The following is a 26297-nucleotide window of genomic DNA, read 5'->3' on the forward strand; positions in this document are numbered from 1 at the left end:
ATCAGATTGCGCCGACTTTGACTTTCGAACCATCAACGAAACGCGACAGGCGGAAGGGGCTGGGGTCGACACAGGGTGTATCATTGGCAACCAGGTCGGCCGCCAGGCGTCCGATACCCGGCCCGAGCCCGAAGCCGTGGCCGGAGCCGCCCGCGGCCAGGTAAAGACCCTTTACACCATCGGCCGGCGAGATGACCGGCACCGCGTCCGGCGTGCAATCCACATAGGCTCCCCAGCTGTCGGCGACTTCGATGCCCGCCAGCGCAGGGAACTGCTCCGTGACACCTTTCAGAATAGCCGCGATCGTGCGGCGGCTCGGCGATGGGTCGAGAACGCGCATTCGCTCGAAGGGCGATTGGGTATCCTTGTTCCAACTCGCGAGCGCTTCCGGTCCACGGAACATGGATTTGCCGACACCGATTTGGATCGCAGACGCACGCACACGTTTACGCCTTCGCCATAGCGGTCGTCGCCGTCGACGATAACTTCGCCGAGATTGAGCCCTATTCTTAGCTCAAGCCGTTCGTTCTGCGTCGCGTCTGCGTTGCGCTCGTTGAGTGAGCGTTGCAGCGAAACGGCGCATTCTACAGCATCGACGGCGCTGCCGAACTCGGCAAGCAATCCATCGCCCATGAGCTTGAAGATGCGGCCGCGCCGCTTCGCGATTTCCGGCTCAATCAGCTCCTTGCGGATCGCGGTAAGACGTTCGAATGTCCCTGTCTCGTCACGCTCCATCAGCGCCGAGTACCCAACGACGTCGGCCGCTAGGATAGCCGCGAGCTTCCTTTCCATAGGGATCCCTCAAGCAAGACGACAAGCCGAACGTTAGCATATAGGCAATAAGCAACCTATAGGTCGCCTCTCCAGTGTTGGCGGCCCCTTCGAGAGTCAGGGCGATGCACGCACAGGACACGTGCAGTCAGCATTGTGCGGCGACTGTGGGTCAATAGCGGCGACCTGGCCAGAGCGCCGTTCGTATCGATGTAGATGATAATCGCCGAAGGCTGAACGCCTCGGAAGGCAGCGGCTCCCGTTGGCGTGTCACGGAGTCTATGCCACTTATTCCCACCTGCTGTTGGCCGCTCGCAAACGGATCAGATCGTCGGCATTTGAGCAAACGGGTGTTCGGTTGAAGGTTCGCAACGGCCTGAATCGGGCCATTCACGCGCCTGCTTTCGATGACCGCAACGGGTCGATCTTTCCGGTTCGATCCGTCGCAAAAAGGTCGGGCCTTGACCTTGAGCGGGACCAGCGAGGGCGGCGCTTCAATGAGAAGCGCCGCCATGAGCACTACAATTCAACTTGCTAAGAAATGGCCAGGGCGTCGTCCACCTCGATCCCGAGGTATTGTACGGTGCTCTCCAGCTTTTTGTGGCCGAGCAAGAGCTGGACGGCGCGCAGGTTGCCGGTCTTCTTGTAAATGTGGGCCGCCTTCGTCCGCCTCATCGAGTGTGTGCCGTAGCGTTTGGTATCAAGCCCGATGCTCGACACCCACCTTTCGACGACCCTGCTATATCGCCGCGTCGACAGATGCGGCAATGCGTGCACGCGGCTTGGAAACAGGTAATCCCGTTCACCGAGCCTGCGACTTCCAATCCATGCAGCGACAGCCTCCCGCGTTTGATCGGTGAGTTCGAATTGCACGGGTCGGCTGGTCTTCTTCTGAATGATGATCGCCCAACCGAGATCGCGACCAGATCACAAGCTCGCAATTTGCTGTCGATCGCGAGATTGAACAGCGCCAGGTCGGCGAGGGATTAAGCTCACAAGGGATTAACGCAAAACCCGTTACAGAAGATCGCATAATGTCGTCTGGAAGCGATTTTGCACGGCACCAGTAGGCTGCTAAATTCCAGCGAGCCGATCTAGGACCTCGTGCGGTCCCGATGCCGAATAACGGAGGCCAGCATGTCGGATCACCCTCATCACCACGGTCATGACCACCATCACGCAGAGGACCGGTGGAAACATAACGGCGTTCGCGTCATCAAGGGGGACCAACTCGATGACAATACGGCCCAGACTCCCGGCATGTATCGGCAGGCGGCCATCAATCATGCGCGTGTCGGCGCCCAGAGGATCTGGGCCGGCACCGTGTCGATCGAGCCCAATGCCAAGACCGGCGTGCATCACCATGGTCTGCTCGAAAGCGTAATCTTTGTCGTTCGCGGCAAGGCGCGCATGCGTTGGGGCGACAGGCTCGAATACGTCGCGGAAGCCGGCCCAGGCGACTTCATCTACGTACCACCCTTTGTGCCACACCAGGAAATCAATGCCGATCCCGACAACGTGCTCGAATGCGTGCTGGTGCGGTCCGACAACGAGGCGGTGGTGGTGAATATCACCGATGTCGATCCGGTGGAAAAGCCGGAGGAAGTCTATTGGGTCGATCCAATCCACAGACATCCAGGCTGACCGTTTGGGAGCCTCTGTTTCGTTCGGCGGGACGGGCTGTCCCGTTTGCGGCACGGACTTCGCTTCACGTTGCCTCACAGTGCGCGTGTCGGAAAACGCTATGGAAGTCAACCGGTTGCGCCATGCCCAGCGTTCCCGCAAATCAGGTGGCTAGCTAAGCTAGTTGTCGGATATAGAGCGGGCGACCATCACTCCGGCGGTTTTACAGAGCACACAGATGTACGGTCGACAAGTTTGCACGAGATGACACGACGACTCGCGCGCACCTTTTCTTCGGCAATGACGCTGTTCAGCCACTCGGCGCCTTGGAAACCGAGATCATAGTACGGCAATGCCGCGGTGGTCAGTTCGGGCTTCAGCGCCAATGATACGGTTCTGAAATCGTCAAAGCCAACAATGCTGACGTCCTGCGGGATTCTTAGTCCCAACGTCAAAGCCGCAATATAGATCTGAATCGCCATTTCATCATTGCCGCTCATGATCGCAGTTGGGCGATCCTTTTGCTGCAACATTTCGGTCGCTGCCGCAAACACATAATTCTCTTCTGCTCCGACCGGTCCTTCCATCCCAAGACGAATGGAGAGGTCGCTCTCCGCGAGGCCGAATTCCTTCACAGTGCGGCGGAAGGCATCGAGACGCAGTTCAGCGCCAAGCAGAATCGGGTTGAGCCTGATATAGCCGATCCTTCGATGTCCCCGTTCGAGCAAATATCGGGTGAGGTCCCGGGCGCCCTGGAAGTCGTCAGGCTCGATGGATGGCAAGAGCTCGCTCGTCTGCGGCCGGCAGTTGATCATTACTGTCGGTATGCTCACATCTCCGGCCTCGGGATCCACAACGCGGTGGTACATCGTCACGTAGAGTACCCCGTCGATACGGTGGGACTGGAACATTTTCCAGATTTCCGCCTCACGTTCGGGTAACCCGCCGGTGTTTGCCATCAGGATGCTTTTTCCATGCGTATTGGCCCAATCCTGGATTCCGCGCACGATATCGACCGAATACGGAGTCGTGGAAACATAGTCGGTGATGATCCCGAACGTGTTGGAGCGGCTTGAGCGTATTTGGCGCGCGGCCATGTTGGGAATGTAGCCGAGATCACGAATGGCCTTTTCCACTCTTTCTCGCGTGTCCTCGGTCACATGCGGTTCGCCGTTGATCACCCGGGACACGGTCTTGTTCGATACCCCGGCCGCTTTAGCGACACTGACGATGCTGACCATGCAGTAATCCTTTCTCTCTGAAGCAGTTGTACACCAAGGGAATGACAACGTCGACATTTTTGATGACAACGTCGACAACTCGCGTTGACAACGTCGTCATGGCGAGATTATGCTTCCCTTCATCGGAGGCTGGAGTGAGAGCCTCGCTCAAAGACAGGAGGATCTCATGAAGAATTTGCTTTCAGCCAGCGCGCTTGCGCTCATCTTCATGGTGGCGCCGGCGAATGCCGAAACCATCAATATCCTGGTCGAAGGCGGCGGCGAGATGCTGCAGAAGGCCGTGGCCGAGAAGTTCACCGCTGAGACCGGCGTCGAGGTGAAGTTCACGGTCGTTCCCTACCAGGGCGTATTCGACAAGTTCTCGGCCGAGATAGCCTCCGGTTCATCGGCGTTCGATGTTGTTACGATCGATGTTGTCTGGAATGCCAAATTCGCGGGCCATGTCGAGGATCTCTCACCGCTTTTCACCGACGCGGTTCGCAAGGATCTGCCACCAGCTTTGCTTGCCGACGCACAGGTTGGAGGCAAAATGATCGGAATGCCCGCCTGGGCGAATGCGGAGATCGTTTTCTATCGCAAGGACCTCTTCAGCAAACCGGAGGAGCAGAAGGCGTTCCAGGAAAAGTATGGCTATCCCCTTGCTCCGCCGAAGACCTGGCAACAATGGCGCGACATGGCAAAGTTCTTCACCCGCGACACGGACGGCGACGGCAAAACCGACTTCTGGGGCACCGACACCATCGGCACCTTTTCCGAAGAGTGGATGGCGCATGTGCTTCAGGCGGGCTCGCCCGGTGTGATCCTCGACAAGGATGGCAAAGTTATCATCGATAACGAAGCGCATAAGAAGGCGCTCGAATTCTACATCGCCCCGCACTGCACCGATCATTCGGTGCCGGAGAATGTGAATGAGATCGGTTGGGGCGAGGCTCAGAACCTGTTCTATCAAGGCAAGACGGCCATGATGAAATTCTGGGCCCACGCCTACAAGATGACGCCTGCGGATTCCAAGGTCAGCGGCAAGGTCGGCGTTGCACCGATGCTGGCGGGCGAGGCCGGAATCGCCGCCATTCCGGGGCCCTGGTACAATGTTGTTCCTTCGACGTCGCAGCACAAGGACGCAGCCAAGAAATTCATAGCCTTTGCGATCGCCAACAATGCATTGGGCATCGAAGCGCCGCTCGGCCTTGCCGCGACGGACTCCGCCTATCGCAGCTATTCCGGCAAGCCGGGATATGAGCATTTCACGCCGCTGCTTGAGACGTTGAGTGCGCCGGCGACCCAAGGGCGGCCGATGAATGAGAAATATCAGGAAATCGTCGATGAAGCTGTCCTTCCCGCCGTGCAGCAGGCCCTGGCCTGTAAGGCGGATGTCGGCAAGGTCCTGACGGATGCCAAGGAAACGATCGAGGACATCCTCAACTAACTCTACATCAGAGGAGAAAATTCTCTGCCTATCATCAGCTTTCGGAGACAGCCATGTCGGGTGAAGACCGATTTGTGCTCTGCATGCTTGCGCCGGCGCTCGCCATCCTAGGCCTGCTGGTCGCATACCCGGTGGGGCTCCTGGTGTTTGATTCCTTTTTCAAGGTAGACACCATCACCCCCCAAATAAGGGAGTGGGTCGGGCTCAAGAACTATATCGACGCGCTAACCTCCAAGCGCGTCGCCGAAAGCGCGTTGAGAACGATTCAATATTCGGTCTTTGCGCTGTTCTTCGAGTTTACCTTCGGCTTCTGCGCCGCTCTCTTGTTTTCGGCACTTCCTGGCAGATCGCGCTGGCATCGCACGGTCTTCACGCTGCCGCTGATGGTGCCGCCGATCGTCGCCGGCCTGCTGTGGCGCTTTCTGCTGGTCGGCAACATTGGCATTCTCAATTATGGGCTCGTCCAACTGGGTATTATCAGAGGCCCCGATGCGATCGCCTGGCTCTCCGACGAGGACATCGTCATCTATTCCGTTTCCTTCGCCGATATCTGGCTGACGACCTCCTTTGTCGCGCTCGTGTCCTACGCCGGATTGACGAACATTCCGAAAGACTTGCTCGAAGCTGCCCGGATTGATGGCGCGAATGCGTTCAAGCGGTTTTGGCACGTCACCTTGCCGCTGATGCGTCCGGTTATCGCCGTCATTGTCATCGTCCGCGCTGTAGATGCGGCCAAGACCTTCGACCTCATCTGGATACAGACGCAAGGCGGCCCCAATCACGCATCGGAAGTGTTCTCGATGAACATCTATCAGCGCATGGTTCGGTTCGGCGATCTTGGCGAGGCATCGGCATCCGGGACCCTGTTCCTGATCGTCATGATGCTTCTCGCCGCCGCGGCATATTGGAAGATATGGAGGCCGGCTCATGCGTAGGGCACGCCGCTTCAATATCAATGGCATCCTGGTCAACGCGGCGGCCCTCGTGCTCGTTCTGTCCTATGCGCTGCCATACGTCTACCTGCTCATGACCTCGATCAAGCCGGCGGCGGATGTCCAGCAGATTCCGCCGAGCTTCCTGCCTGCAGTGGTCTCGCTCGAAAACTTTCGCGAAGTGCTGCAATCGTCGGCTCTGCCGAAGGCGTTCGCCAGCTCGCTCGCGGTGGCGGTGCTGACAACAGTGCTCTCGCTGGCGGTGGCGGTCCCCGCAGCCTACGTCGCAACGCAGTACCGGCGTAGGATCACCACCCTGTTCCTGCTGTTTGCGCTGGTCACGCGTATGGTGCCGTCGGTGTCTCTGGGTGTGCCGCTGTTCCAGCTTTTAAAGTCTCTGGGCCTGCTCGACACGATCCCGGGCCTGGTTCTCGCCCACACCTCGGCTGCCGTCCCGCTGGCGCTGTTGCTCATGTCCGCCTTCTTCGAAGGCGTGCCGAAGGAACTCGAAGAAGCAGCACGCATGGATGGCTGCACACGTTTCCAGGCATTCCGGAAGATTATCCTTCCCGTCATGATTGGTGGGATCGCAGTGACTGCGCTCTTCACCTTCATCACGAGTTGGAACGAGTTCCTCTACGCGTTGCTGCTGACATCGGAGGCTACGAAAACGGCACCGATCGTCATCGCCGAATACAACTCAGTCTACGGGCTTGCCTGGGGAGCGATGACCGCAGCCGCGGTGCTCTATTCGCTTCCCGTGATCGTCGTAACGCTCGCACTTCAAAAACAGATCGTCGGCGGCCTGACATTCGGCGCTGTAAAGGGATGAGGGAGGCAGAAGCATGTCCGCCATAGAGCTGCGCAATATCAACAAGGTCTACGGAAACAGCTTTCACGCTCTGCGCGATCTGAGCTTCGACATCAGGGATGGCGAGTTCATGGTTTTCGTCGGTCCGTCAGGATGTGGAAAGTCTACGGCGCTCAGGATGATCGCTGGCCTGGAGAGCATTACTAGCGGTGAACTCAGGATCGGTGGCAGGTTAGTTAACGATGTCGATCCCAAGGATCGCGACATCGCCATGGTGTTCCAGTCCTACGCGCTTTATCCCCACAAGACAGTGCGCGAAAATATCGCCTTTCCCCTGCAGATGGCCGGGCTGCCGAAGACCGAAATTGCCAACCGCGTAGACGAAGCCGCGCGCACCCTCGAATTGACGACTTTGCTCGACCACAGGCCGGCACTCCTTTCCGGAGGCCAGCGTCAGCGTGTCGCCATGGGACGAGCGATCGTCCGCAAACCAGCGGCCTTCCTGATGGATGAACCGTTGTCGAACCTCGATGCCAAGCTGCGCGTGCAGATGCGCGCCGAGATCGCCAGCCTCCAAAGAAAACTGAATGTCACTACGATTTACGTGACACACGACCAGGTCGAGGCGATGACGATGGGTGACCGCGTAGTTGTCATGAAAGGCGGCGTGCTGCAGCAAGTCGACACACCGCAAAACCTGTACAATCGCCCTGACAATGTCTTTGTCGCCGCCTTTATCGGATCGCCCTCGATGAACTTGTACGAGGCCGTTCTGAATGGAAGGACCCTGACCCTGGGCAGCAACAGTTTCGAAATCCCTGACCGGGTCTTCGAATATCGCCCCTCGCTCAACGGGGCGTCCAACCGTCAGGTCATTATCGGTATCCGGCCCGAGCACATGAACGACGCCGCAATCCGGCCTTCTTCGGCCGAGATCTCGGCCCCGGTCACTCTTGTTGAGGCGCTAGGTTCTGAATCCATGGTGCATCTGAATATCGACGCATCTTGGGTGGATGCCGGCGACCCGGACGCCGTCGCCGACATCGGCGACGAAAAAGCTGCTGTAGCCCGTTTTTCTCCGAAGAGCACAGCACGCGCAGGTGACATCGCGCGCGTCGCTGTCGATGCCGAAGAACTTCACTTCTTTGAACCGGACACCCGCACCAGCATCTGGTGATGGCATAGCCAGGAGAAAAACAAGAATGACTAGCCCCTCTATCGCCACCAATCGCCTGCGACGCCTTCGGATCTCCGGCTAGGATCTTACTACAAAGCCAGACAGAGAGCTGGTTGAACGCATTCCCCAGTCGACTTGCAAGCAACAAGCCAATCAAGAACATCAGTCTACTACCGCTCTGGGAGTAAGAAATGTCCGAGAAGACATTAACAATGGTTAGCGAAAACTGTTATGACGTGACAAAGTATCCCGTAGGTAATCCCTATGAGGATATTGGGGCGGTCATCAATAGCATCATTGCAGATATTAAAAGCAGGCAACCTGTTTCCGATCTAAATGACGGCGGGAAACCTGGAGCAGTTATCTATGTACCGCCGGGCGATTACCGTCTTGCCACTCAAGTCGTTATTGACGTGAGCTATCTGAAAATTGTGGGCTCTGGACACGGTTTTACGTCTTCGAGCATCCGTTTCAACACGCCCGCAAACGAGCTGGCACGCTGGCACGAAGTGTGGCCGGGCGGTAGTCGTATACTTGTGGACATTTCTCCAGAGGCCGCCGACGGTGAGACTGCTGGAGCCGCGTTTTATGTTAAGCGCACCGGAAATCCTCGTATAAGCTCTGTGGAGTTTGCTGATTTTTGCATTGATGGTCTGCATTTCATTGACGATGGTTCGGGGCAAAATGATGCAGAAAATACATATAAGAATGGCAAAACGGGAATCTATGTAGGCAGCGCCAATGACTCATGCCGAATAACGGGGATGGGTCTTATCTATCTGGAGCATGGAGTTATTGTTCATGATGCAGATGCGCTGGCGATAGACAACAATTTCATTGCGGAGTGCGGCAGCTGCATCGAATTGAAGGGTATGGGGCAGGCCTCAAGAATAGCAAACAATTTTGTCGGAGCCGGTTATAAGGGACATTCCATTTATGCTGAAAATTATGGGGGCATTCTAGTATCCTCAAACAACGTATTCCCTCGAGGTGCTAGCAGTGTCTATTTTTCCGGCGTGGTGCGTTCCTCGGTCACAGGAAATAGATTCCATTCGTTTTATCCAGGAATGTTGGTTTTTGCTGCTAACTGTTGCGAAAATTTGGTTTCCTCAAATCACTTTTTGCGAGATCGCGAGCCATGGGCGCCCATGCAGAAGTACGATAACGGCTTGGATGATCTGTTCGGACTTTTGCAAATTGACGGCAGCAACAATTCGATAATTGCGAACCACATTTCAGAAACAATAGATACTCAATATATCAAGCCTCTCGCCGTCAAGCCTGTGATAATTAATGTGGTTTCCGGTAGCGGCAATTACATAGCAAATAATCACATCGTGGCGACAACCGAAACATCGCAAATCAATGATGCACCAAACAGTGCCTGTTTTTCAACACAAGTGGGCGCATTGCTTTCAACTAACAATGTGAAGCCGCTCGAAGTAACTACGGTACTCGTGCAAAATGTGTCCGTGCGGAATACAGTCCTGGATTCAGGGAATGACGAACAGGTTGAGATGGATAAAACAATGAATGCATTTAGGGGTACTCCAGTTCCTTGGATAAGTGGCAAAGTTTTAATATAGGCCGAACGCAGACTCTCGAAATTCAGTGACTATTCCGAAAAGTCATCAATGAGATCATCGAATGAAGAACAGGGTGCAATTGGATGCTGAGCACGGCGTGCGGTTCGAGATTTGGGCTCGGCAAAAGCTTGGAAAATCAGCTCCGGAAGAAGACGCCGATGCCTTCGTTCTGCGTGTCGGCGATTGGGTGGTTTACCGGATCGCGCAGCTGCCGCCCTATTTTCAATTCTATTCCTATACCCATTATGCGGCCGGCCCGCTCACGTTAGAATGGGACGATGGCGCCATTGAAATTCCACTGCTATACAGCTTCAACCCGGACGACGTCGCTGAGAAAGGCGTGACTTTCCTGGAGGTGCGCGACGGCCGCGTCATCGCTCGACCGAAGACATCCTGGCCAGAGTGGTACGAGAGCGATGCAAATCGCCCGCAGCTCAGATTCTCGCCGTTTCAGGCCTGGATGAACGATCCGAACGGGCTGTGTTTCGTTGACGGCCGCTATCACCTGTTTTACCAGTTCCACCCCGTTGAATCCGAATGGGGACCCATGCACTGGGGCCATGCCGTCAGCGATGACCTCTACCGTTGGATCCATCTGCCGGTCTTCCTGCATCCGGAACAGAATCTTTGGTCGCTGGGCGCCACCGGCGGCGCTTTCTCGGGAAGTGCCTTCGTCGGCCCCGAGGGCAAGCTCAGCTTCTACTACACAGAACGGCTGCCGGCCTATGACCTATTCAAGGACTACAAGGAGGTGCAGAAGCGAGTGCTGCCATCGGCCGATCTCCTGCGTCCGGATTCCACTAAGCTGGTACTTGTCAACGGTCCCGACGGTAGCGCCCACGACTTCCGCGACCCCAAGGTCTGGTATGATGCGGCCTGCCGCACATATCGGATGGTGCTCGGCGCGGCGATCGATGGTGATCCAGCCGTCCTGCTCTATGGATCCGAGGACGGCGAGGACTGGAAATTCTTGTCCGTCCTCTATCGCGCTCCCGAGCATTTTCGCCGGCACGGCGCACGCTGCGTGGAGTGCCCGGATTTCTTCGAGCTCGATGGCCATCATGTGCTGGTGATGGGCTTTGTAGGATACACTGAGCCGGAAACCGGCCGTCATAACCTGCTTTACGCGCAGGTCGGCACGTTCGAGGGCGATCGCTTCATGCCCGCGACCCCGGCTTTGCAGGAGTTGGATTTCGGCACCGACTTTTACGCGATGCAGAGCTTCCTGGCAAAGGACCGCCAGATCGCTTTTGCCTGGCTCTTCAATTGGGAATTCCGCAAGCCGGGAGGTTCGCCGTATAGCGGGGAGCTGTCGCTCCCGCGCGTGCTCGGCCTCGACGCCCAACGGAATTTGACAATGATGCCAGAGAAGGGGTGCCAGCGCCTGCGCGCCCGCACTCTTCCACAGACTGCACCTTGCCAATTCGCATGCGAACCGGGGCGCCCCGTCGAGTTGTCTTTGGCAGGCGGTCTGGATGGAGTTCAGATCATCGCGCGGGGCAGCGACGGGGAGAGCTTTAGGTTGGCTCACAGCGCCCGCCGGCTTGAGCTGGCCGTGGCGGAGGATAATGGTGACATCAAGTACCGCTCAGCGCCACTGACGCTCGAACGGTTGACGTTGTTCTTCGACCGCGGCGTCGTCGAGGTCTTCGCCAATGGGGGCGCGGTCTGCGGCACGCGCCGTACCTATAAGATCACAGACCTGACCTCGCTTGAAGTGAAGTCCGCCGACAGGGGCCGGATCGAAACCTATGAGGCATGGAGCTATGATTCCGCTTGGAGTAACTAGCATAGGCGGCGGCTGGTGAACCATATCCATCAACCGCACGTCTCGACGCCGAAGATGGTGCATGCGAATTGCGTATCTATGGTTCGATTCCGTTCAAGGCGGTCATCCCGCTAAATGCCTGTACTGCTGCACCATCTCCACTCTAGAAGAGACGCGAAGTCGCCCCAAGGGGACGCATTACCGCTTTACTGTTCTGCCGGCTCAGGCTCCCTCGTATAGACGCGCCGGAAGCCTCGCGCGATGTGACGGAGCTGGGAGATCGATGACGAAGCGTATCCTAATTACTGGCATGTCGGGAACGGGCAAATCTGCGGTGATCGCAGAGCTTGCGCGGCGAGGTCATCGGGCGATTGATCTGGACGTGCCCGAATGGTCACACTGGGTCGATGCCGCTCAAGGCGACGACCTGACGCCCAGAGATGGACAGGATTGGGTGTGGCGGGAAGATCGCGTCAGAGACCTCCTTTTGCTCAACGAGCGGGAAAACCTGTTCGTTAGCGGTTGCGCCGAGAATATGGACAAGTTGTTCGATGTGATCGACACGATCGTCCTTCTGTCTGCGCCGCTCGAGACGATCATGGACCGGCTGAGAGGGCGGTCGGGCGAAGGATACGGTCAAACAGCGGGCGAGCAGCGCAAGGTTGCCGAGCTGATCGAAGCGGTCGAGCCACTGCTCCGAGAGTCATCGGATTTCGAGATCGACACGCGACAGCCGGTAGCCCACACGGTTGACCAGATACTGTCCAAGGTTGCGTGACTCGCGCCGCCGTGCGGTGCGCCACCAGCCAAGCCTGCCTTATCGCGAAGGAGAGGCCGGCCCCGTGGAGGCTACTTGAGCTCTACAATCTGTTGCTCCGCCGGCAATGGGATGAACCTCTCGTGCAACGACACACTCACGGCACCAACACCTCTGCAACAAAGCGAAAAGTGTTATCCATGTCTCCGGTACAAAACGTCACCTCTCTCTCCGGACAGGCCTCATTCGAGTCTCAATTTGACCGAGCAATTGGGTTGAACCCAGGCGTTGATCCGGTATGCCGGCTTTTGAAGCTGAAAGCAGACGTTCAACGCTCGACGTGAGAGGCGGCCGCAAGTGGGCAAAGCTCCGCTTATGGACGTCCCCTGTATAAGGACTAGGCCCCGGGTTCGTGGCAAACCACTTCGATGTTATGCCCGTCCGGACCAATGACGAAAGCTGCATAGTAGTTCGCGTGGTAGTGCGGGCGCAGACCTGGCGCACCATTGTCTTTGCCACCCGCTTCCAGAGCTGCGCGATAGAAAGCTTCGACTTGCTGCCGATTCTCGGCCGTGAACGCCAAGTGAAGATGCGCCGGCCTCTCGTCGGTTTGGTGCAGGCACAATGAAGCCTTGCCCTTTGCGCTAAGCTCGACACCGTACGAAGGCGGCCCCTCCGAAACAACAGCGACGCCGAGCGGCTCGAGTGCCTTGAGAAAGAACGCTTTGCTCGCTGCATAGTCGCTGACTCCGAATTTGACGTGATCAAACATGAGTTCACCTGAAGTGTTGGGCCTGCCCTGGCGGAAAGGCAACCGGAGCATGCTTCCCAGCTGCGCACCTTGCAATGTCTGCTGGCGGCTGCAAGTGCCGATTGCCACGCTATTTTGCCCTTAGGCTCGTCTAAGCCATTGAAATTCACACAAGTCGTATTTTGGCGTCGACGGCAAACATTGGCTTTTCTGTCATCATAGTTTGCCCCTGCCGCCACAACGAGGCGTCTTCAAGGTTCAGCAAGCAGCAACGCGTCGCCAGCCAACTCAACTAGGTTGTCAGCCTGTACGGCCTTGGACCTTGCAGGGGCTCGCCCACCACGTCGGCATGTCTCGCACGACCTTCGCCGTAAAATTAAGGAAAAGGTCGGCCTCTCAGCGATCGACTACCTGACGCGCTGGCGCATGCTCCTGGCCGGGGACAGGCTGGCGAATACTCAGCAATCAATCGCTGCGATCGCATCGTCACTCGGCTATGAGTCCGAGAGCGCCGGCGCAGCGTTCAAAAGCGTCATGGGCTGCTCACCCAGGCAATTTGGTCGGAACGGAAATTCTCGGGCAACCATTCGCGGAGCGAGGGTCGCAGCCGGCGATCTGATCGAAAGGGGACGTGGTTTAGTGCGGAAATCGGCAGAAGTCGGCCGGCGGAAGCTGAATGGGTACGACGCGCAACCGTTCCTGTCGTCATGTGCCGCATCATCCCTTTACTGTGATCAGCGGGCTAATCTTCGCAACTTTCGTTATCATCGCCGCTTCGACCATGGGCTCTACGACGCTGTCGATTGGCTTATATGCTGCTGGCGCTTCTTCGTTGAGACGAGCCTGAATCTCGGCCACGATATCCTGCCGGCCACGCAAAGGCGCGCTTTGCGGATCGACAGGGCCGATGACGCGCAGCCCATTGCTTGTATTCGTTTTCGAGCGCGCTTCCTGCCGCGAGAGCTTGCGGCCCGCTCCATGGGCGGCTGAGTCTAGAAAGTCAGTCGAACCTCGTCCGGCAAGTAGCCATGTGCCATCTCCCATTGAGCCGGGCAGAATGACTGGCTCGCCCAGCCATTCGTATGGACTAGCGGCCAGGACACCAACACCTCTAGCTGGGCAGGCACCTTTTCTGTGGCGCACGATGTTTCCGCTTTCCCAAACGGCATTGTGTGGGGCGTCATAAACAAGACGGTGCCCGACCTCTCGTCCCAGCGCACGCGCTACAGCCTCCACTGCCGCAAGTCCGATAAAGAAACGGTTGGCAAATGCGGCATTCACCGCATTCGCATGGCCATTCATGTATCTTCGATAGAGCTGTGGTTGCGCCTCCATAGAGAGCACCCGCCAATCCTCGCCAATTCTGGAATTAGACCTCGATCTCTCTTTGGTTGCGGTGCCAACTCGCTGTCCAAAGTCGAGGGAACCGGAGTGGACGACAAGGATGATCGAACCCGCCTTCAGGCTGGCTGTCCTGGCGAATGCGCCATCTACAATGTGATCGACATAGCCAAGTTCAACGAAGTGATTTCCACCACCTATCGTACCGAGAATTGCATCACGGCGGTGGTCACTATTGATCTGCGCATAATCTGCAAAATCGGGATCGATGTGCTCGCACGCGAAAGCGCCATTGTCCGAATGGCGTTCGAGATCGGCCCACGCCCGCGAAAGATCCAGTTTGGAAAGCAGGCCTGTGCTTTTCCGCTGCAGGTTATCGAGAAGCGCCGGTAATCCCTCGCGCAGAATCGCGTGCCGATCCAATCCCGTCAATGCGATATCGCGTCCACCCTGAAAGAAGAGATGCCGAAGATGATGGTCGAGCAGCGGCGTCGACAGTTGATCGGCCGTGACATCGTCGAGAACGACCATACGCATCCCGCAACCGATGTCAGATCCGATCATGTGCGGAAGGACCGCGCCTTCGACGTCAGCTACAACGCCGACAGGCACGGGCTTGCCTGGATGAAAGTCGGGGGTCGTGGCTACGGCCAGCAGGGAGGCACTCTTCTGCGCCATCGCGTCGGGGGTCGGCAAAGCGCGCGCGAGATCTGCAAGTGAGTGCGAAAAGTTCCTGTCCGGCTCGTCGTAGGCTACGACAGACCTGATGACATGGCCAGCAATGTTGCTGGTGCGGCAGATAAATGATGGCGCGTTCATGTTGTTCTCCGTGAGTGCCTAGGTTCAGCAGCCGCGGCAATACGGAGTGCGGGTGCGTATGGCATGGAGCGAAGGAGAACACAATACCTCGACTCAAGCGGTGGGCTTAGAATGCGGTCATCAGGTTTAAACAGCTGATTGGAGCGGAACTCCTAACGAGGCTTATATTCGCTACGCAATGATCAGCGAGAGACCATACGCCCGGACGCAGAGCCGCCATCCCGTTGTCCACAGTGTCGTCCACAACTTGGGCGGCAGTCGCATCGGCGGCCATGCATCGGTCGTCTCAGGTGGGTGGACAGCGGAAGCTCGGTTGCCGCTAGGCTCATGTCTTATTTGCCTCAATGAGCGGACTTTGCGGGAATCGTCAGTGGCTCTTCAAGGACGCGTTTGGCTCAACACTCCTCAGGCGGCTTCACGTGCCGGAATTGCAGCAGCAGTAGCAGGTCGTAGGTGATCTTCAGTGCCGCACAGATGAGGAGGGGCAAGGATCGATATGATGCGGCGAAGAGAGCACCTGCGAGTGCAGGGCTGGCAGCCGCCGCAAGACTTCGGGGAACTGATGTGAAACTTGCCGCGGCAGCACGCTCCGCCTCCGTCACGACCGCCATCACGTAAGACGAGCGTGTCGGCACGTCCATCTGCGAGAGCGCCGCCCGAATGAGCAGCAAGGAAAGCGTCAACGGCAAGGTTGGCGCGAATGCCGCCAGCATCAGGGCTATGCTCGAGGGGATGTGAGTGAACACCATCGTGTTGATGAGCCCAACCCGCTTCGATAGCCATGCGGCGACAGGAAAGGAGAACGCCGACAGCACGCCCGACCAGAAGAAAAACACCCCGGCTTCCGCGAGCGATAGATTGAACCGCTCGAACAGCCACAAGGCGAGCAACGACTGGACCACGAACCCGCCAGCGAAAGCATCAAGGCTGAACAGGGCAGCGAGCTTGAAGACGATAGCGCGCGAAGGGCCAAGCACTGCTTTCGGGGGCTCGTCGCCGGTGATGCGCGGGGGTATGCGGGCATAAAGTACGGCGCCCGCTAGACCTAAGAGCGCATAGAGAATGAACATCAGCTTGATGGCGGTCAGTTGCCCGAGCCCCAGCGGCGTGATCAAGTCAGGCAGTGCTGCGGCAAGGGCGCCAAACGCGCTTGCGAGCGAGCCAACGAGGCTGTAGCGAGCGAACATCCTCGTGCGCTCGACACTCGCCACTTCGCGCGTGAGCACCGCGTGCTCCAGTGGCACGAAGACGCTCACACTGCCGGCCGATGGATTAATCGTGCCGGCAAATGCGACGACCAGCAGCAGCGCATAATCGTTGATCACGGACATGGCGGCACCAGTGGCGACCATCAGGCTCGCGGCGCCCAGAAGCAACCCGCGGAGATCGCGGTGCGCGCCCAGAAACCCGACCACGATCGTCAAGAACGCCGAGCCAAAGAGTGATGCCGTCGCGATGACACCGACTTGCAGCGGCGAAAATCCAAGAGCGAGCAGATAGACCGGCAGCAATATGGCGACGAAACCGTCCCCGAAATCGCGTAAGGCTCGCGCCGCAAAGAGGTATGTGGTCGGATGAATGCTTTGAACGGGTCGCATCACTTTCGATCGCGTCTTGTCGAGGAGCCGGACTCGCGCACCGCTCACCACTGTGCGCTAGGACTATCTCAGCTTAGATCGGATTGGTGCGCTAGACACACCCCATGAGGAATCCATAGGAAAGGCCGATGAACGAGCAGCCGGCCAATACCGTCAGCATGCCGATCGTGAAGCGGAACACTGCGAGCATCACCCCAAGCGTCAGGATCAGCGAGGCGACGTGGACGAAACTCAAGGCCGGGACATCGATCGCCATGCCGAGCCCGCGCTTCGTAGAGTTCACGGAACAACACGTGCAGCGCGAATCATACCAGATTGAGGATGACGCCCACGACCGCGGCAGTGATCGCATTGCTGCTTTGCTGACAAGGCAGTACTAAGTGGCCGCGTCAAGCGGCATCGGTCCGTCGCCCCGTCTCTGAATAGGCAAGCCAGGCGAACAGCCCGGCAATGCCGATCATTGCGATCCAGCCGACAATCATGCGCGTCTGTGTCTGCGCCGCCGGCATCTGCAGCTGGTCGACCTTCGGCCACATGACATGGATGTATCCATCCGGCTCGGCGGTCAGGGCCTTGTCCTCGGTATCGACCTCAAGCATGATTCCCGGCATCGGCCGATCGCCGCTGCTTACCATGACATGCACAGGCGCCATCGCAGCGATGACTTGTCCGTCGCGCTTCACGGTTCCCCAGCCCCATAGCGCGATCTCTGGCTTCATCGTCGGCAGTTTGGCCGTACCGATGCCCGTGTCGCCGTGCATTTCATGATCGTAGACCACCCCTGACCAGGTGGTGTATTGGCCGAGCGGATGCCGAGGCATGGGCTTGTCAACCATAATCTCGTAGCGCGCGCCACCTGACGTGAAGGTCGCGGTTACGCGCATGCCGTCTGTGTTTTGCACGTGCGACCATCGGTTGCCCATCTCAGAGGTCTCGATGCTGATGTCACCGCTGATCGGCTGCGTGTTTTTTAGATCGGTTGGATCCGGACCGACGACGCGTATGCCTTGACCGGATGCGCGGGCGCTCGCGAGCAAGGCATTGGTGCCCTTCTCGACGGGCAGGGTCTGACCGAAGACCGGATCAAGGGCGACGGCAACGAACAGCAGGACCATCGCCACTCCGGTCCATTCGAGCTTGCGGCGCCTCTTCATCAAATATCCGCCAAGCCACCAGCCAAGAAGGGCGGAGACGAGCGCTCCGGGGAAGGACCGCCACCAGAGGTCGTCATAGCCGGAATAGGTCGGAGGACGAAGCGGCAGGCCTCGCGGGCCGAGATACATGTTGTAGGCGGTCCAGACGAGCGCAAGCATCAGTGAGCCGACGATCCATCCCGTTCTGCCGACACCCGCATAGGCGGTCCACGCGCAGACGAAGACAAAGCCGATCAGTATATGCTGGACAAAAAAGGTGATACCGGGGAAATCGCGCAGCAGAACCATTTGCGTCAGCACCCCGTCGACGACGACGATCAAGACGGTGGTGACGAGGCCATAAACGGCGAAATGCCAGGTCTCGGCGCGCTCGATCCGCTGCGCCGGATGGTTGCGCCGCCAAAGCCAGAGCGCCAGAAGGTAGCCAGTGAAGATCGCCAGGAAGTGTGCGGGCACCCCCGTCACCCACAGATGATTGAAATCGAGCCACTCCGGCTCCTGAGGCAATCCCACAGGGGCTAGCCACTGGTAGTAGATTTCCAGAATTGCGGTGTGCACTGCGGTGAGGATCAGACCCGGAAGGATGCCGATGCCGAGAAAGGCCGTGCCAAACAGGAAGACGCTGGTGATCAAAAAGGATTTTGTTATCCAGTAGGTCCAGTAGGGATCATTGTCCCAGAAGAGCCCGTGGGCGATGACAGCATCGATGAAGATCGCGGAAAGGCCGACGAGAACGGCAAATTTGACTGTATCCTTGGCGAGCAGAAACATGGTCGCCACTCCTGTAAGAGCTTCCGACAACCGCCGCTTGTTAACCCAATCTTTCAGCGGTAGCTTTGTTCCTCCAGCCAGCCTCGTTGGCCAACGCCGCGCGAGGCGATGAGAGCCAGCCTGAGGACCACCGAGTTGCTCGTTCAAGCGAACGAGCAACTCTCGGCAAGCCGTGTTCAATTCGTGCGGTTCAGTCCTTCAGGTCCGCCGCGGTTCGTGAAAGCGGCACCAGCCATTGGGACTGATCTCGCCGGCAACGATCTCGCACGCATTTGGCTCGAGGAAATGGGTGCATCCCGCACAGCGGCGGCCCCGGTTGGGAGAATTCTGGTAAGCCGCCTCACGCTTCGGGGTAGTTCCCGCGCCACGCGCCACCGGCGCCATGCGCGGACTTGTCATGCAAGAGGTGAGTCCGACGGCTCCGGCAACTGCAGCCCCGGTCCCTGAGATCTTTAAAAAATTCCGGCGGGACAGCTTTCGGGTTGAATCTCCGGCTGTCGAGTTTTGCTTCACATCGTCATGGTCCTTTTTCATAATCTTTCCTCCCGTCGTGCGACCGCACGTGACCTGAAAGCACAGATCAAATCGACTTCAGGTATTCGATTAGTTCGCTCTTTTCTTGGTCAGTCAGCTTGAGTTCGAGGTGGCGGTCGTAATGGTCTACGACGTCCCCGAGGCTCGCGAACCGCCCGTCGTGGTAAAACCCTCCTTTATGGACCTTTTCCATATCCCAGAGGGCGCGAAGAGGCGCCGTTCGGTATCGTTCATCCGGAGAGCGCATCGCCTGGAAATCATCAATTCCGATCTCCTCCGCCTTGTGCAGGTTCCATCCCGGCTCGGTGAAGATCGGCGGAACGTGGCAAGTGGCGCATTTAGCTTTGTCGTTGAAGAGCGCCTTCCCCTTTTCCGCGGAGGCACGGTTGAAGGCCCCTTCCGGTGGCTGGGGCGTGGGCAGCGCAAGCTGGTAGAAGTGGAGGGCAGGCAGCTTGGGGGTGATCCGGTCTTCCTTGTCCTGTTTGTGGCCCTGTTTCGTCCTGGCGGCGACGGGATACTTTTCAGCATCGTCCAGCCTCGGATCGTAGAAGACGCCTTTCCCGTGCATTTCGAGATTGCCAACGTAGGCGTTCCAATAACTCACTGTCCCCCAAGCGCCAGTCCAGGTGTGGTTGTTCACGCCCGCCAAGCCGAAAGCTGGAGGATTGAGCGTGGCGGCCGTCTTGCCGTCTGGGCGGAAGGCCTTGCCGTCGAGGTTGATCTCGGCATCGAATTTCCCCGGACCCCAAGCCTCAAGCGCCTTCTTCACCTCTTCCTTGCTAAGCTGCAGCATGTCGGTAAAAGCGGTGAGATCGGGAGCCAGGGAGACGATCGCGCCGATGTCGAGATCACGGTTGGGCCAGCCATCGAGGCGGTGCCCGATACCGGGAGCATAGGCGTCATCGACTGTCGAGTGGCAAAGAGAGCATTGGATGCCGACCGATCTCAACGTCCTGCCGTCTTCGCTGAAGAAACTGGTCACGCCGACAACTGCATTGGACTTGAGCAGGACGAGCGTGCTGGCCGAGTCCTTGAGATCGACCTCGCCCTTGTTGAGCGCGTCGGCCACCTCCTTCGGGATCGCGTTCACGTCCACCTTCAATCCGAGCTCGAGAGCCTTTTCCGGACTGAGGCCTGGCCCGACGCCGCCGGCCTTTTCTCCCGCTATCGCCTCGTGAAGCTTGAGCTTGCCGCCCCAAAAGTCCTCGCTGCCGAACGTATCGAAGCGGAAAGTCTCGCGTCCTTCTTCGAGAAACCGCTTTGCCTGATCGGCTACCGCGGCGTCAAAGTTCTTGCCACTCGGTGCTTTCTTGCTCATTTGAGCAGCGGCGGGAATGAAAGCTGTCGACAGCAGAAATGAAAGAAATAAACCAGTATTTCGCCCACGCCTTTGCATCACACGTCCCTCCCAAGACATGAGTGGCAATCGGCGGTCATGTAGTGTTTCGCGGGTCCCCGTTGCGCGCGAAGCGCAAAACCGACCGAATATTAGCAATGGATCATGTTACACCTAATCCGCGCACCCGCAATACCAGTGTGCAAGCATGCGACCCGCGGCGCTAGCGGGTCGAGAATGCGTCTGGTGTGCTGCACGGGCCGGCACAGGAGACTGGTTGTCGTGCCAGTTTTTCAGCAGCCTATTAATGTGCGACTTGGGAAGCTGCCGACATCAGTTCCTCGGGATTCGGCGCCCTGAACGTATAGCCAACCTCCAAAACTTCAGTGAAGCTCCAGCGTACGATCCCCGCCCGGTCCAGCAGGAACTGACCGACAAGCTGCGCCTGGCCGGAGGCCATCATCTGCTGATCGGCTTCCGTAATTTCATATCCTTCCTTCCTGTTGAGAAACTCGCTCATTGCCATTACGTCCATAGGCTCGGGCAACTCGCTCGGGAGATGAACCCGTATCGCCATGACCGTGTCCATCCCCACCTCACGCAAGCCGAAAGCACGGTGCGAGGCGCGCTCCGGGTCGGACGCCGCGAGAAGATCTGGTGTCGGGTGGTAACGGAAATAGAGCCGCGCGCGTTCGACCGGCGTGTTGACGACCGCCAGGCATTCGACGCCTTTCTCATGCAGGGCCGGTTTGAGTTGCGCCATTGCCGCGACATGGCGCCGGCAGAACGGACAGTGTAGGCCCCGAAACAAGCCGATCAGTAACGGGCTATTGCCTCGAAAATCATTGAGCGCAATCTTGCCTTCGCGCGAGATCGCATCGAAAACAACATTCGGTGCCCGGTCGCCTGGCCGCAGCGGGCGGTCCACACTGCTCGTGGACATGACAACCTCCTTGCCCCAATCAGTCAAGAAAACGCTTCGTGATTGAACCCGTGCTCCTGCGCCAGGGTAAGTTAGCGTTCGGCCTTTGCCACATTGCCGAGCTCCAGACTAAGCGTTGGAAATCTATCTTAACATGGAAAAGACATTTGCGGCTCGCTCTCTCCCGAGTCTTCATGAGCGGTCGCTCTGAAAACGGACAGCGAGTTCCGGCGTGGCATTGGTGGATTTGCGCCGCGACGAGCAACGGCACCGCCAGATGCTCACGTTGGTCGAGCACAGATCTCGACTGCCTTCTCGCCGGCTGGTGTACCTTCCAGTATTCAAGTCTTGAAACTCGGGCGGCCTCGGGTGACTGGACGCTGAAATATGGCGAATGACCTCACATGAGAGCACTCGCGAATGCTGTTGCGCTGAAGGTCCGGTACCCGATCTCGTTTTGGACGCTCAGGTCTGCGACGATCAAGGTCGTCAACGGGTCGAGTGTTCCGGTTCGCATCCGTCGCGGTTGGATGGGGGCGGACGGACAGGCCGGCCTTAGGTCCGAATCCTGAGGCGTTCTCAACCGCAATATCATGCATGGCTCGCCGGGCGTCGCTCTGTCGCAAGTCGGCTACGCTTGCCCGACGAGTCGATCAACGAGGCGAGCGGCTTCCTCTGCAATAGCCGGGATGGTGCCTGATTTCCGTGTCGACCCGAAATCGAGGCCGGCGAAGAACAAGCCTGGTATGGCCCCCACCCCATCCTCGTGTACGGGTTGGCCGGCTGCGTCGAGGGCGCCGGGGAGCCGGACCCACGAGAAATCGCCGGTGAAGCCCGTGCACCAAACCACCGATCTGACACGGCTGGCATTCCAATCGATGGACCGGATCGGCGGGTCGGGCAGACGCGGTTCAACCATCTCGGCTGGGTCGTCCTCGGCTGGTGGCGCATCCAGGCCGGCACGCTCGATATATTCGTCGATCAGCCGCTTGGCATTCGCGGAGGCCTCGTCGGCAAATCGGATATTGTCATCGAGCTCGTCACCGAAGATGAGGCTGCCATTCTCCACGCCCCTGAAGCGGCCGAGCAACACCACCCCTCGCGCGCTCAGCGATTGTAGGCTGATCGTGTGGGTCGCGCCAGCGAGCGCGCGTGCTTGAAGCTTACCAGAGGGGAGGACGAGTTCTCTGCGGGGAACGTCGAAAAAGCCGGACAGGGTCAGCCAATTAAGTGTGTTTCCCCCGCGGTAGTGCCGGACCCATCGGCCGTTGCGACTGGTCGCAAGCAAGACCGTGCGCCCGGCTAGTGCCAAATCCTCAGCGATCTGGCCGCCAGATTGGCCGCTGCCGACCACTAGCACCGCGCCATTCTCAAGATCGGCGGCGATGCGGTAGGCCGAAGAATCGACTTGGTGAATGGCGATCGGCAAATCCGCCGACCCTGGTGGCCGGACCTGTCGGTTTTGGTCGCCGGTGGCAATCACCACATTGCGCGCCAGGAGCGCGCCACGAGCCGTGGCGACGCGAAAAAGCCCATCGTCTTTCGTCAGCTCAATCGCTGGGGTTTGGGTGATTACCGGCAGGCAGTGGCGCTCGGCATAGCCTTCGAGATAGGCCACGAACTCGTGGTGGGTTATCGCGCCCCAAGGATCGGGTCCTTCGTAAGCGTCACCGGGTAAGATGGAGCGGATTGTCGGCGAGTTCAGTCTAAACGAGTTCCATCGCTGCGTTCGCCACGTCTCGCCGATCCGGCCTCGATCCAGCACCTGGTGATTGCGACCCTCCTGTTTTAGAAAATAGCTGACGCCGAGACCCGCCGGGCCAGCGCCAATCACAAGCGCGTCGAGAACCTCGCTCATGCGTCCCCTGCAAAACTACAGGTTCATAGCATCGCATACTGCAGCTTCTGGCGGAAGCCGAAGCTAGCTTTCGATCGGCCGAGTCGAACGTGTTCTCAAGGGTCTCTCTCGGGTGGAACCAAGCCCTCAGAGGTCACAGGAGGGTGGAGAGCCGAATTTTGGCCCCACGCCTCAGTAACGCTCTGGTTGGCGCCAGTGAGGAGTATGAGGTCGTGGTGCTACATGCCTCTTCGGAATTCTCACTTAGGCTTTAGACATGGCCATCGGCAACGGTGGCATTTACAGCTTTCCCTTCCAGGGAACGAGGACAGCTTCGATAAACCGGATGGCGGCGGAGAAGGCAAAGGCGCAGATCGCGATGATGCCGATCCCGACGAAGACAACGTCGGTGGCAAGAAACTGTGCAGCGGACATGATCATGAAACCGATGCCGCGTGTCGAGGCGATCAACTCGGCGGCCACCAGTGTGCCCCATCCTATCCCGACCGCGATCCTCACGCCGGTCAGTATCTCAGGCAGGGCTGACGGCAAGACGATGTCGGTGAAGAGCTCAAGCGGTCGAGCGCCAAGCGATCGAGCCGCATTCACGCGCTCGATGGGTAACGAACGGACACCCGCCTGAGCAGATAGGCAGATAGGTGCAAACATCGCCAGCACCAGCAGCGTTATCTTGGACGTTTCACCAATGCCGAGCCAAATGATCATCAGCGGCAGGTATGAGAGAGGCGGCAGCGGCCAGTAGAACTCGATCGGCGTATCCAGGATGCCCTTTGCCCAGCGGTTCAGGCCCATGAGAAGGCCGAGGGGAATTCCAGCCGCTATGGCGATCGACGCCGCCAGGACGATGCGGAAGAGGCTTGCGAAGATATGCTCGGACAATGACGCGCCGGCATAGCCGTCGTAATAGAGCACGCCCACCTGGGTCAGAACCTCCCCAGGACGCGGCAGAAAGAGGTGTGGCACCAAATCGAGCTCGGCGACGAGCCACCATAGAGTCGCAACGGCGAGAGCAGTCGCGATGCTTATGGCTGCCGTGGGTTTCTCGCCCACGCCGAAGCGTACCATTTTGACAAGCCTTGGCTGCGGCCGCTCCTCAGCGGATGAAACAGCGGTCGTCTGGACAATGTCGCTCATGCCGCGCTCCTGAAGTCTTCGGCCCTGTGAAGAATGGCCCGTATTTCCTCGCGCAGGCTGGCAAATTCGGTTGACAACTTGATCGATCGTGCATCTCCGGTTGCCGCAAACCGGCGGACGAAGTCCAGATCGAAGCGGGCAACGACGCGGCCTGGCCTTGGAGACATGACCAGCACCTGAGTTCCAAGGAAAAGAGCCTCTTCGATCGAGTGGGTGATGAAGAAGATCCGCTTTGCCGTCCTGTACCAGATGGAGATCAGCAGTTCCTGCATCTGATCGCGCGTCAGACTGTCGAGGGCACCGAAAGGTTCATCCATCAGAAGGATGTCGGGTTCCGTAGCGAGGGCGCGCGCAATGCCCACCCGCTGGCGCATGCCGCCCGACAGTTCATAGGGCAAGGCCTTGGCGAATTCATCGAGGCCGACCAGCCGAAGCAGTTCATGGGCGCGTGCCCTTCGCTCGCTTTTGCTTACGCCCGCGAATTTCAGACCAAGTGCGACATTGTCGACCACCGTCTTCCACGGAAGAAGGGCATCCTTCTGAAATACCACGCCACGGTCAGCACCGGGACCGCGAACAGGCCGCCCATCGAGGATGATGGCGCCATCCGAGAGAGGTAGGAATCCGGCGATCGCATTGAGCAATGTCGACTTGCCACATCCTGAGGCGCCAAGAGCAACGACAAAGCCGCTCTCGGGAATTTCGAAAGATACGCGGTCAAGCGCATGGACGGTCCGGCCATCGCGCGCCGCGAAGAAGACACTGGCGTGATCGACTTTAAGCATGTGCTCTCTCGCATCTTCGACGCCGGCGCGACTGGGCGCCGGCGTAGGCAGGATCAGTTGCTCGCGCTTGTCAGCGCGTCGGCAGTAACGAATGCACCGTAGTTCGGCAGGACCTCGGAGACCTTCCCCTGAGCCTTCAGGAAAGCTGCCGTATCCTTCAGGATCTTGGCCGCACCGGACTTGTCTTCGCCGCCGAGCCAGGCCTCCGAAGCCTGAACCTCAGGCGTCAGCAACGAGAGGTTTTTCAATGCGGCCGCATGCTGTTCGGGGGTGCCGCCGAGCAACTTGGCGAGCGCCTTGGCGTTTTCGCTGTCGGCGCTCCATGCGCCTTTGTCGGATGCATACGAGGCATAGTACTTGTTGATGACGGAGGCGAAGCTCTTCAAGAAATCCGGATTGTCGGCCGCAAACTGAGAGGTCGCCACCCAGGCCGAGAAGGTCGGCGCGCCTTTGTCAGCCACGTCCCTGGAGGTGACGAGCACCTTGCCGTTCTTTTTCAGTTCGGTCAGCGCCGGATCCCAGACGAAACCGCCATCGATATCGCCGCGGTTAAAACCGGCAACGATCTCAGGCTGCGGGATTGCAAAGACCTGAACGTCCTTTTCGGTGAGGCCGAGTGACTTGATCAATGCCAGAAGCTGATAGTGGTCCGTCGAGACAGGGGCAGCCGCGAGCTTCTTGCCCTTGAGATCACTCAGGCTTTCTATGCCCGACCCGTTGCGAACCACCAGAGCTTCGTCGATACCGGAGATGGTTGAAAGATAAAACGCCTTCACCTCCAGGCCGCGCGAAGCCGCAGCCGCGAAGGGGCTGGACCCGACATAGCCGACCTGCACATCGCCGGCTGCGATAGCGGCGAAGATTTCAGCGCCGGAATTGAACTTGCGGAAATCGATGTCGTAACCCGTGGCCTTGGCGAAGTCGCCATTGGCTATGGCCACCGAGGATGGCAGCGCATCCGTCTGGTAGGCGATGACGACCTTCTTATCGGCGGCATCAGTTGCAGCAGCCATAGAGAGGCTGCCGATACCGACCGCGATTGCAGTGATAACACTCTTCAGATTCATGCTTTGCCCCTGTTCGACGAAAAACGTCTTCGGTGATCTCGTGAATTCAACAGGTGAGAGCGTAAGCAAGGGCAGCCGTTTTCACAGGAATAATACACTAAATTTATGATGTATGTAGGGAATGTTTCTCCTGAG

The 26297-nt window shown here is 58.3% G+C and carries 20 protein-coding genes and 5 pseudogenes; 9 read left to right on the plus strand and 16 right to left on the minus strand.

Features of this window, described 5'->3' with window-relative positions; all coding sequences use genetic code 11:
* Position 1: 1 nt before the first annotated feature.
* The 3 pseudogenes from AYK65_RS17325 to AYK65_RS17335 form a co-directional block, all read right to left on the minus strand.
* Positions 2–439: pseudogene (locus tag AYK65_RS17325) on the minus strand (NAD(P)/FAD-dependent oxidoreductase); the annotation flags it as partial.
* Positions 400–792 (minus strand): annotated as a pseudogene (locus AYK65_RS17330) (adenylate/guanylate cyclase domain-containing protein); the annotation flags it as partial. The pseudogenes AYK65_RS17325 and AYK65_RS17330, both read right to left, overlap by 40 nt.
* A 513-nt stretch (positions 793–1305) precedes the next feature.
* Positions 1306–1724: pseudogene (locus tag AYK65_RS17335) on the minus strand (tyrosine-type recombinase/integrase).
* A gap of 184 nt (positions 1725–1908) precedes the next feature.
* Between AYK65_RS17335 and AYK65_RS17340 the strand changes: the two are divergent.
* A complete protein-coding gene (locus tag AYK65_RS17340; protein ID WP_081159115.1) occupies positions 1909–2415 on the plus strand; it encodes a cupin domain-containing protein in 507 nt (168 codons plus the stop codon).
* Between the two features lie 188 nt (positions 2416–2603).
* Here the strand turns inward: AYK65_RS17340 and AYK65_RS17345 are convergent, their stop codons facing one another.
* Positions 2604–3635 carry a LacI family DNA-binding transcriptional regulator gene (locus tag AYK65_RS17345; protein ID WP_026618182.1) on the minus strand — a complete coding sequence of 344 codons (1032 nt, stop codon included), beginning with the start codon at positions 3633–3635 and terminating at the stop codon, positions 2604–2606.
* A 166-nt stretch (positions 3636–3801) separates the two neighbouring features.
* On the opposite strand from AYK65_RS17345, the gene AYK65_RS17350 reads away from it, so the two are divergent.
* The 7 genes from AYK65_RS17350 (at position 3802) to AYK65_RS17380 (ending at position 12113) form a co-directional block, all read left to right on the plus strand.
* On the plus strand, positions 3802–5061 hold the full coding sequence (locus tag AYK65_RS17350) for an ABC transporter substrate-binding protein (RefSeq protein ID WP_081159116.1): 1260 nt from the start codon (positions 3802–3804) through the stop codon (positions 5059–5061).
* Between the two features lie 53 nt (positions 5062–5114).
* Positions 5115–5996: a carbohydrate ABC transporter permease gene (locus tag AYK65_RS17355; protein ID WP_081159118.1), complete on the plus strand. Its 882-nt coding sequence runs from the start codon at positions 5115–5117 to the stop codon at positions 5994–5996.
* Positions 5989–6825, plus strand: coding sequence for a carbohydrate ABC transporter permease (locus AYK65_RS17360; protein ID WP_026618185.1), 837 nt, complete (start codon positions 5989–5991; stop codon positions 6823–6825). Before AYK65_RS17355 ends, AYK65_RS17360 begins: the two co-directional genes overlap by 8 nt.
* A 13-nt stretch (positions 6826–6838) precedes the next feature.
* A complete protein-coding gene (locus tag AYK65_RS17365) occupies positions 6839–7981 on the plus strand; it encodes an ABC transporter ATP-binding protein (RefSeq protein ID WP_081159120.1) in 1143 nt (380 codons plus the stop codon).
* A gap of 212 nt (positions 7982–8193) precedes the next feature.
* On the plus strand, positions 8194–9567 hold the full coding sequence (locus AYK65_RS17370; protein ID WP_139793219.1) for a NosD domain-containing protein: 1374 nt from the start codon (positions 8194–8196) through the stop codon (positions 9565–9567).
* 61 nt (positions 9568–9628) lie between these two features.
* Positions 9629–11356, plus strand: coding sequence for a GH32 C-terminal domain-containing protein (locus tag AYK65_RS17375; protein WP_081159123.1), 1728 nt, complete (start codon positions 9629–9631; stop codon positions 11354–11356).
* A 262-nt stretch (positions 11357–11618) separates the two neighbouring features.
* Positions 11619–12113: an AAA family ATPase gene (locus AYK65_RS17380; RefSeq protein WP_046117138.1), complete on the plus strand. Its 495-nt coding sequence runs from the start codon at positions 11619–11621 to the stop codon at positions 12111–12113.
* A 376-nt stretch (positions 12114–12489) separates the two neighbouring features.
* On the opposite strand, the gene AYK65_RS17385 is transcribed toward AYK65_RS17380, so the two are convergent.
* On the minus strand, positions 12490–12864 hold the full coding sequence (locus tag AYK65_RS17385; protein ID WP_026620390.1) for a VOC family protein: 375 nt from the start codon (positions 12862–12864) through the stop codon (positions 12490–12492).
* A 280-nt stretch (positions 12865–13144) separates the two neighbouring features.
* Here AYK65_RS17385 and AYK65_RS17390 point away from each other — a divergent pair.
* Positions 13145–13410, plus strand: a pseudogene (locus AYK65_RS17390) (helix-turn-helix domain-containing protein); the annotation flags it as partial.
* Between the two features lie 150 nt (positions 13411–13560).
* Here AYK65_RS17390 and AYK65_RS17395 read toward each other — a convergent pair.
* The 11 genes and pseudogenes from AYK65_RS17395 to tauA form a co-directional block, all read right to left on the minus strand.
* A complete protein-coding gene (locus AYK65_RS17395; RefSeq protein ID WP_081159125.1) occupies positions 13561–15003 on the minus strand; it encodes an RtcB family protein in 1443 nt (480 codons plus the stop codon).
* A 395-nt stretch (positions 15004–15398) separates the two neighbouring features.
* Positions 15399–16601: an MFS transporter gene (locus tag AYK65_RS17400; RefSeq protein WP_026618189.1), complete on the minus strand. Its 1203-nt coding sequence runs from the start codon at positions 16599–16601 to the stop codon at positions 15399–15401.
* Between the two features lie 91 nt (positions 16602–16692).
* Positions 16693–16951: pseudogene (locus AYK65_RS17405) on the minus strand (chromate transporter); the annotation flags it as partial.
* 39 nt (positions 16952–16990) lie between these two features.
* The gene (locus AYK65_RS17410) at positions 16991–18526 is read right to left on the minus strand and encodes a hypothetical protein (protein ID WP_081159126.1); all 1536 of its coding nucleotides are present in this window, start codon (positions 18524–18526) and stop codon (positions 16991–16993) included.
* Positions 18527–18724: 198 nt separating this feature from the next.
* Positions 18725–19060, minus strand: a complete 336-nt coding sequence (locus AYK65_RS33855; protein ID WP_077068269.1) for a twin-arginine translocation signal domain-containing protein — start codon at positions 19058–19060, stop codon at positions 18725–18727.
* A gap of 46 nt (positions 19061–19106) precedes the next feature.
* Positions 19107–20378: a hypothetical protein gene (locus AYK65_RS17420; RefSeq protein WP_244559992.1), complete on the minus strand. Its 1272-nt coding sequence runs from the start codon at positions 20376–20378 to the stop codon at positions 19107–19109.
* A gap of 322 nt (positions 20379–20700) precedes the next feature.
* On the minus strand, positions 20701–21339 hold the full coding sequence (locus AYK65_RS17425; RefSeq protein ID WP_026618193.1) for a peroxiredoxin-like family protein: 639 nt from the start codon (positions 21337–21339) through the stop codon (positions 20701–20703).
* Positions 21340–21949: 610 nt separating this feature from the next.
* A complete protein-coding gene (locus AYK65_RS17430; protein WP_081159129.1) occupies positions 21950–23176 on the minus strand; it encodes a flavin-containing monooxygenase in 1227 nt (408 codons plus the stop codon).
* A 279-nt stretch (positions 23177–23455) separates the two neighbouring features.
* The gene (locus AYK65_RS17435; protein WP_081159131.1) at positions 23456–24310 is read right to left on the minus strand and encodes an ABC transporter permease subunit; all 855 of its coding nucleotides are present in this window, start codon (positions 24308–24310) and stop codon (positions 23456–23458) included.
* A complete protein-coding gene (locus AYK65_RS17440) occupies positions 24307–25095 on the minus strand; it encodes a taurine ABC transporter ATP-binding protein (RefSeq protein ID WP_081159132.1) in 789 nt (262 codons plus the stop codon). Before AYK65_RS17440 ends, AYK65_RS17435 begins: the two co-directional genes overlap by 4 nt.
* 53 nt (positions 25096–25148) lie before the next feature.
* Positions 25149–26162 (minus strand): taurine ABC transporter substrate-binding protein, encoded by a 1014-nt coding sequence (gene tauA, locus AYK65_RS17445; protein WP_081159134.1) that lies wholly within the window; start codon positions 26160–26162, stop codon positions 25149–25151.
* Positions 26163–26297: the final 135 nt, after the last annotated feature.

Origin of the sequence: Ensifer aridi (genome assembly GCF_002078505.1) — a bacterium.
Classification (GTDB): Bacteria; Pseudomonadota; Alphaproteobacteria; order Rhizobiales; family Rhizobiaceae; genus Sinorhizobium; species Sinorhizobium aridi.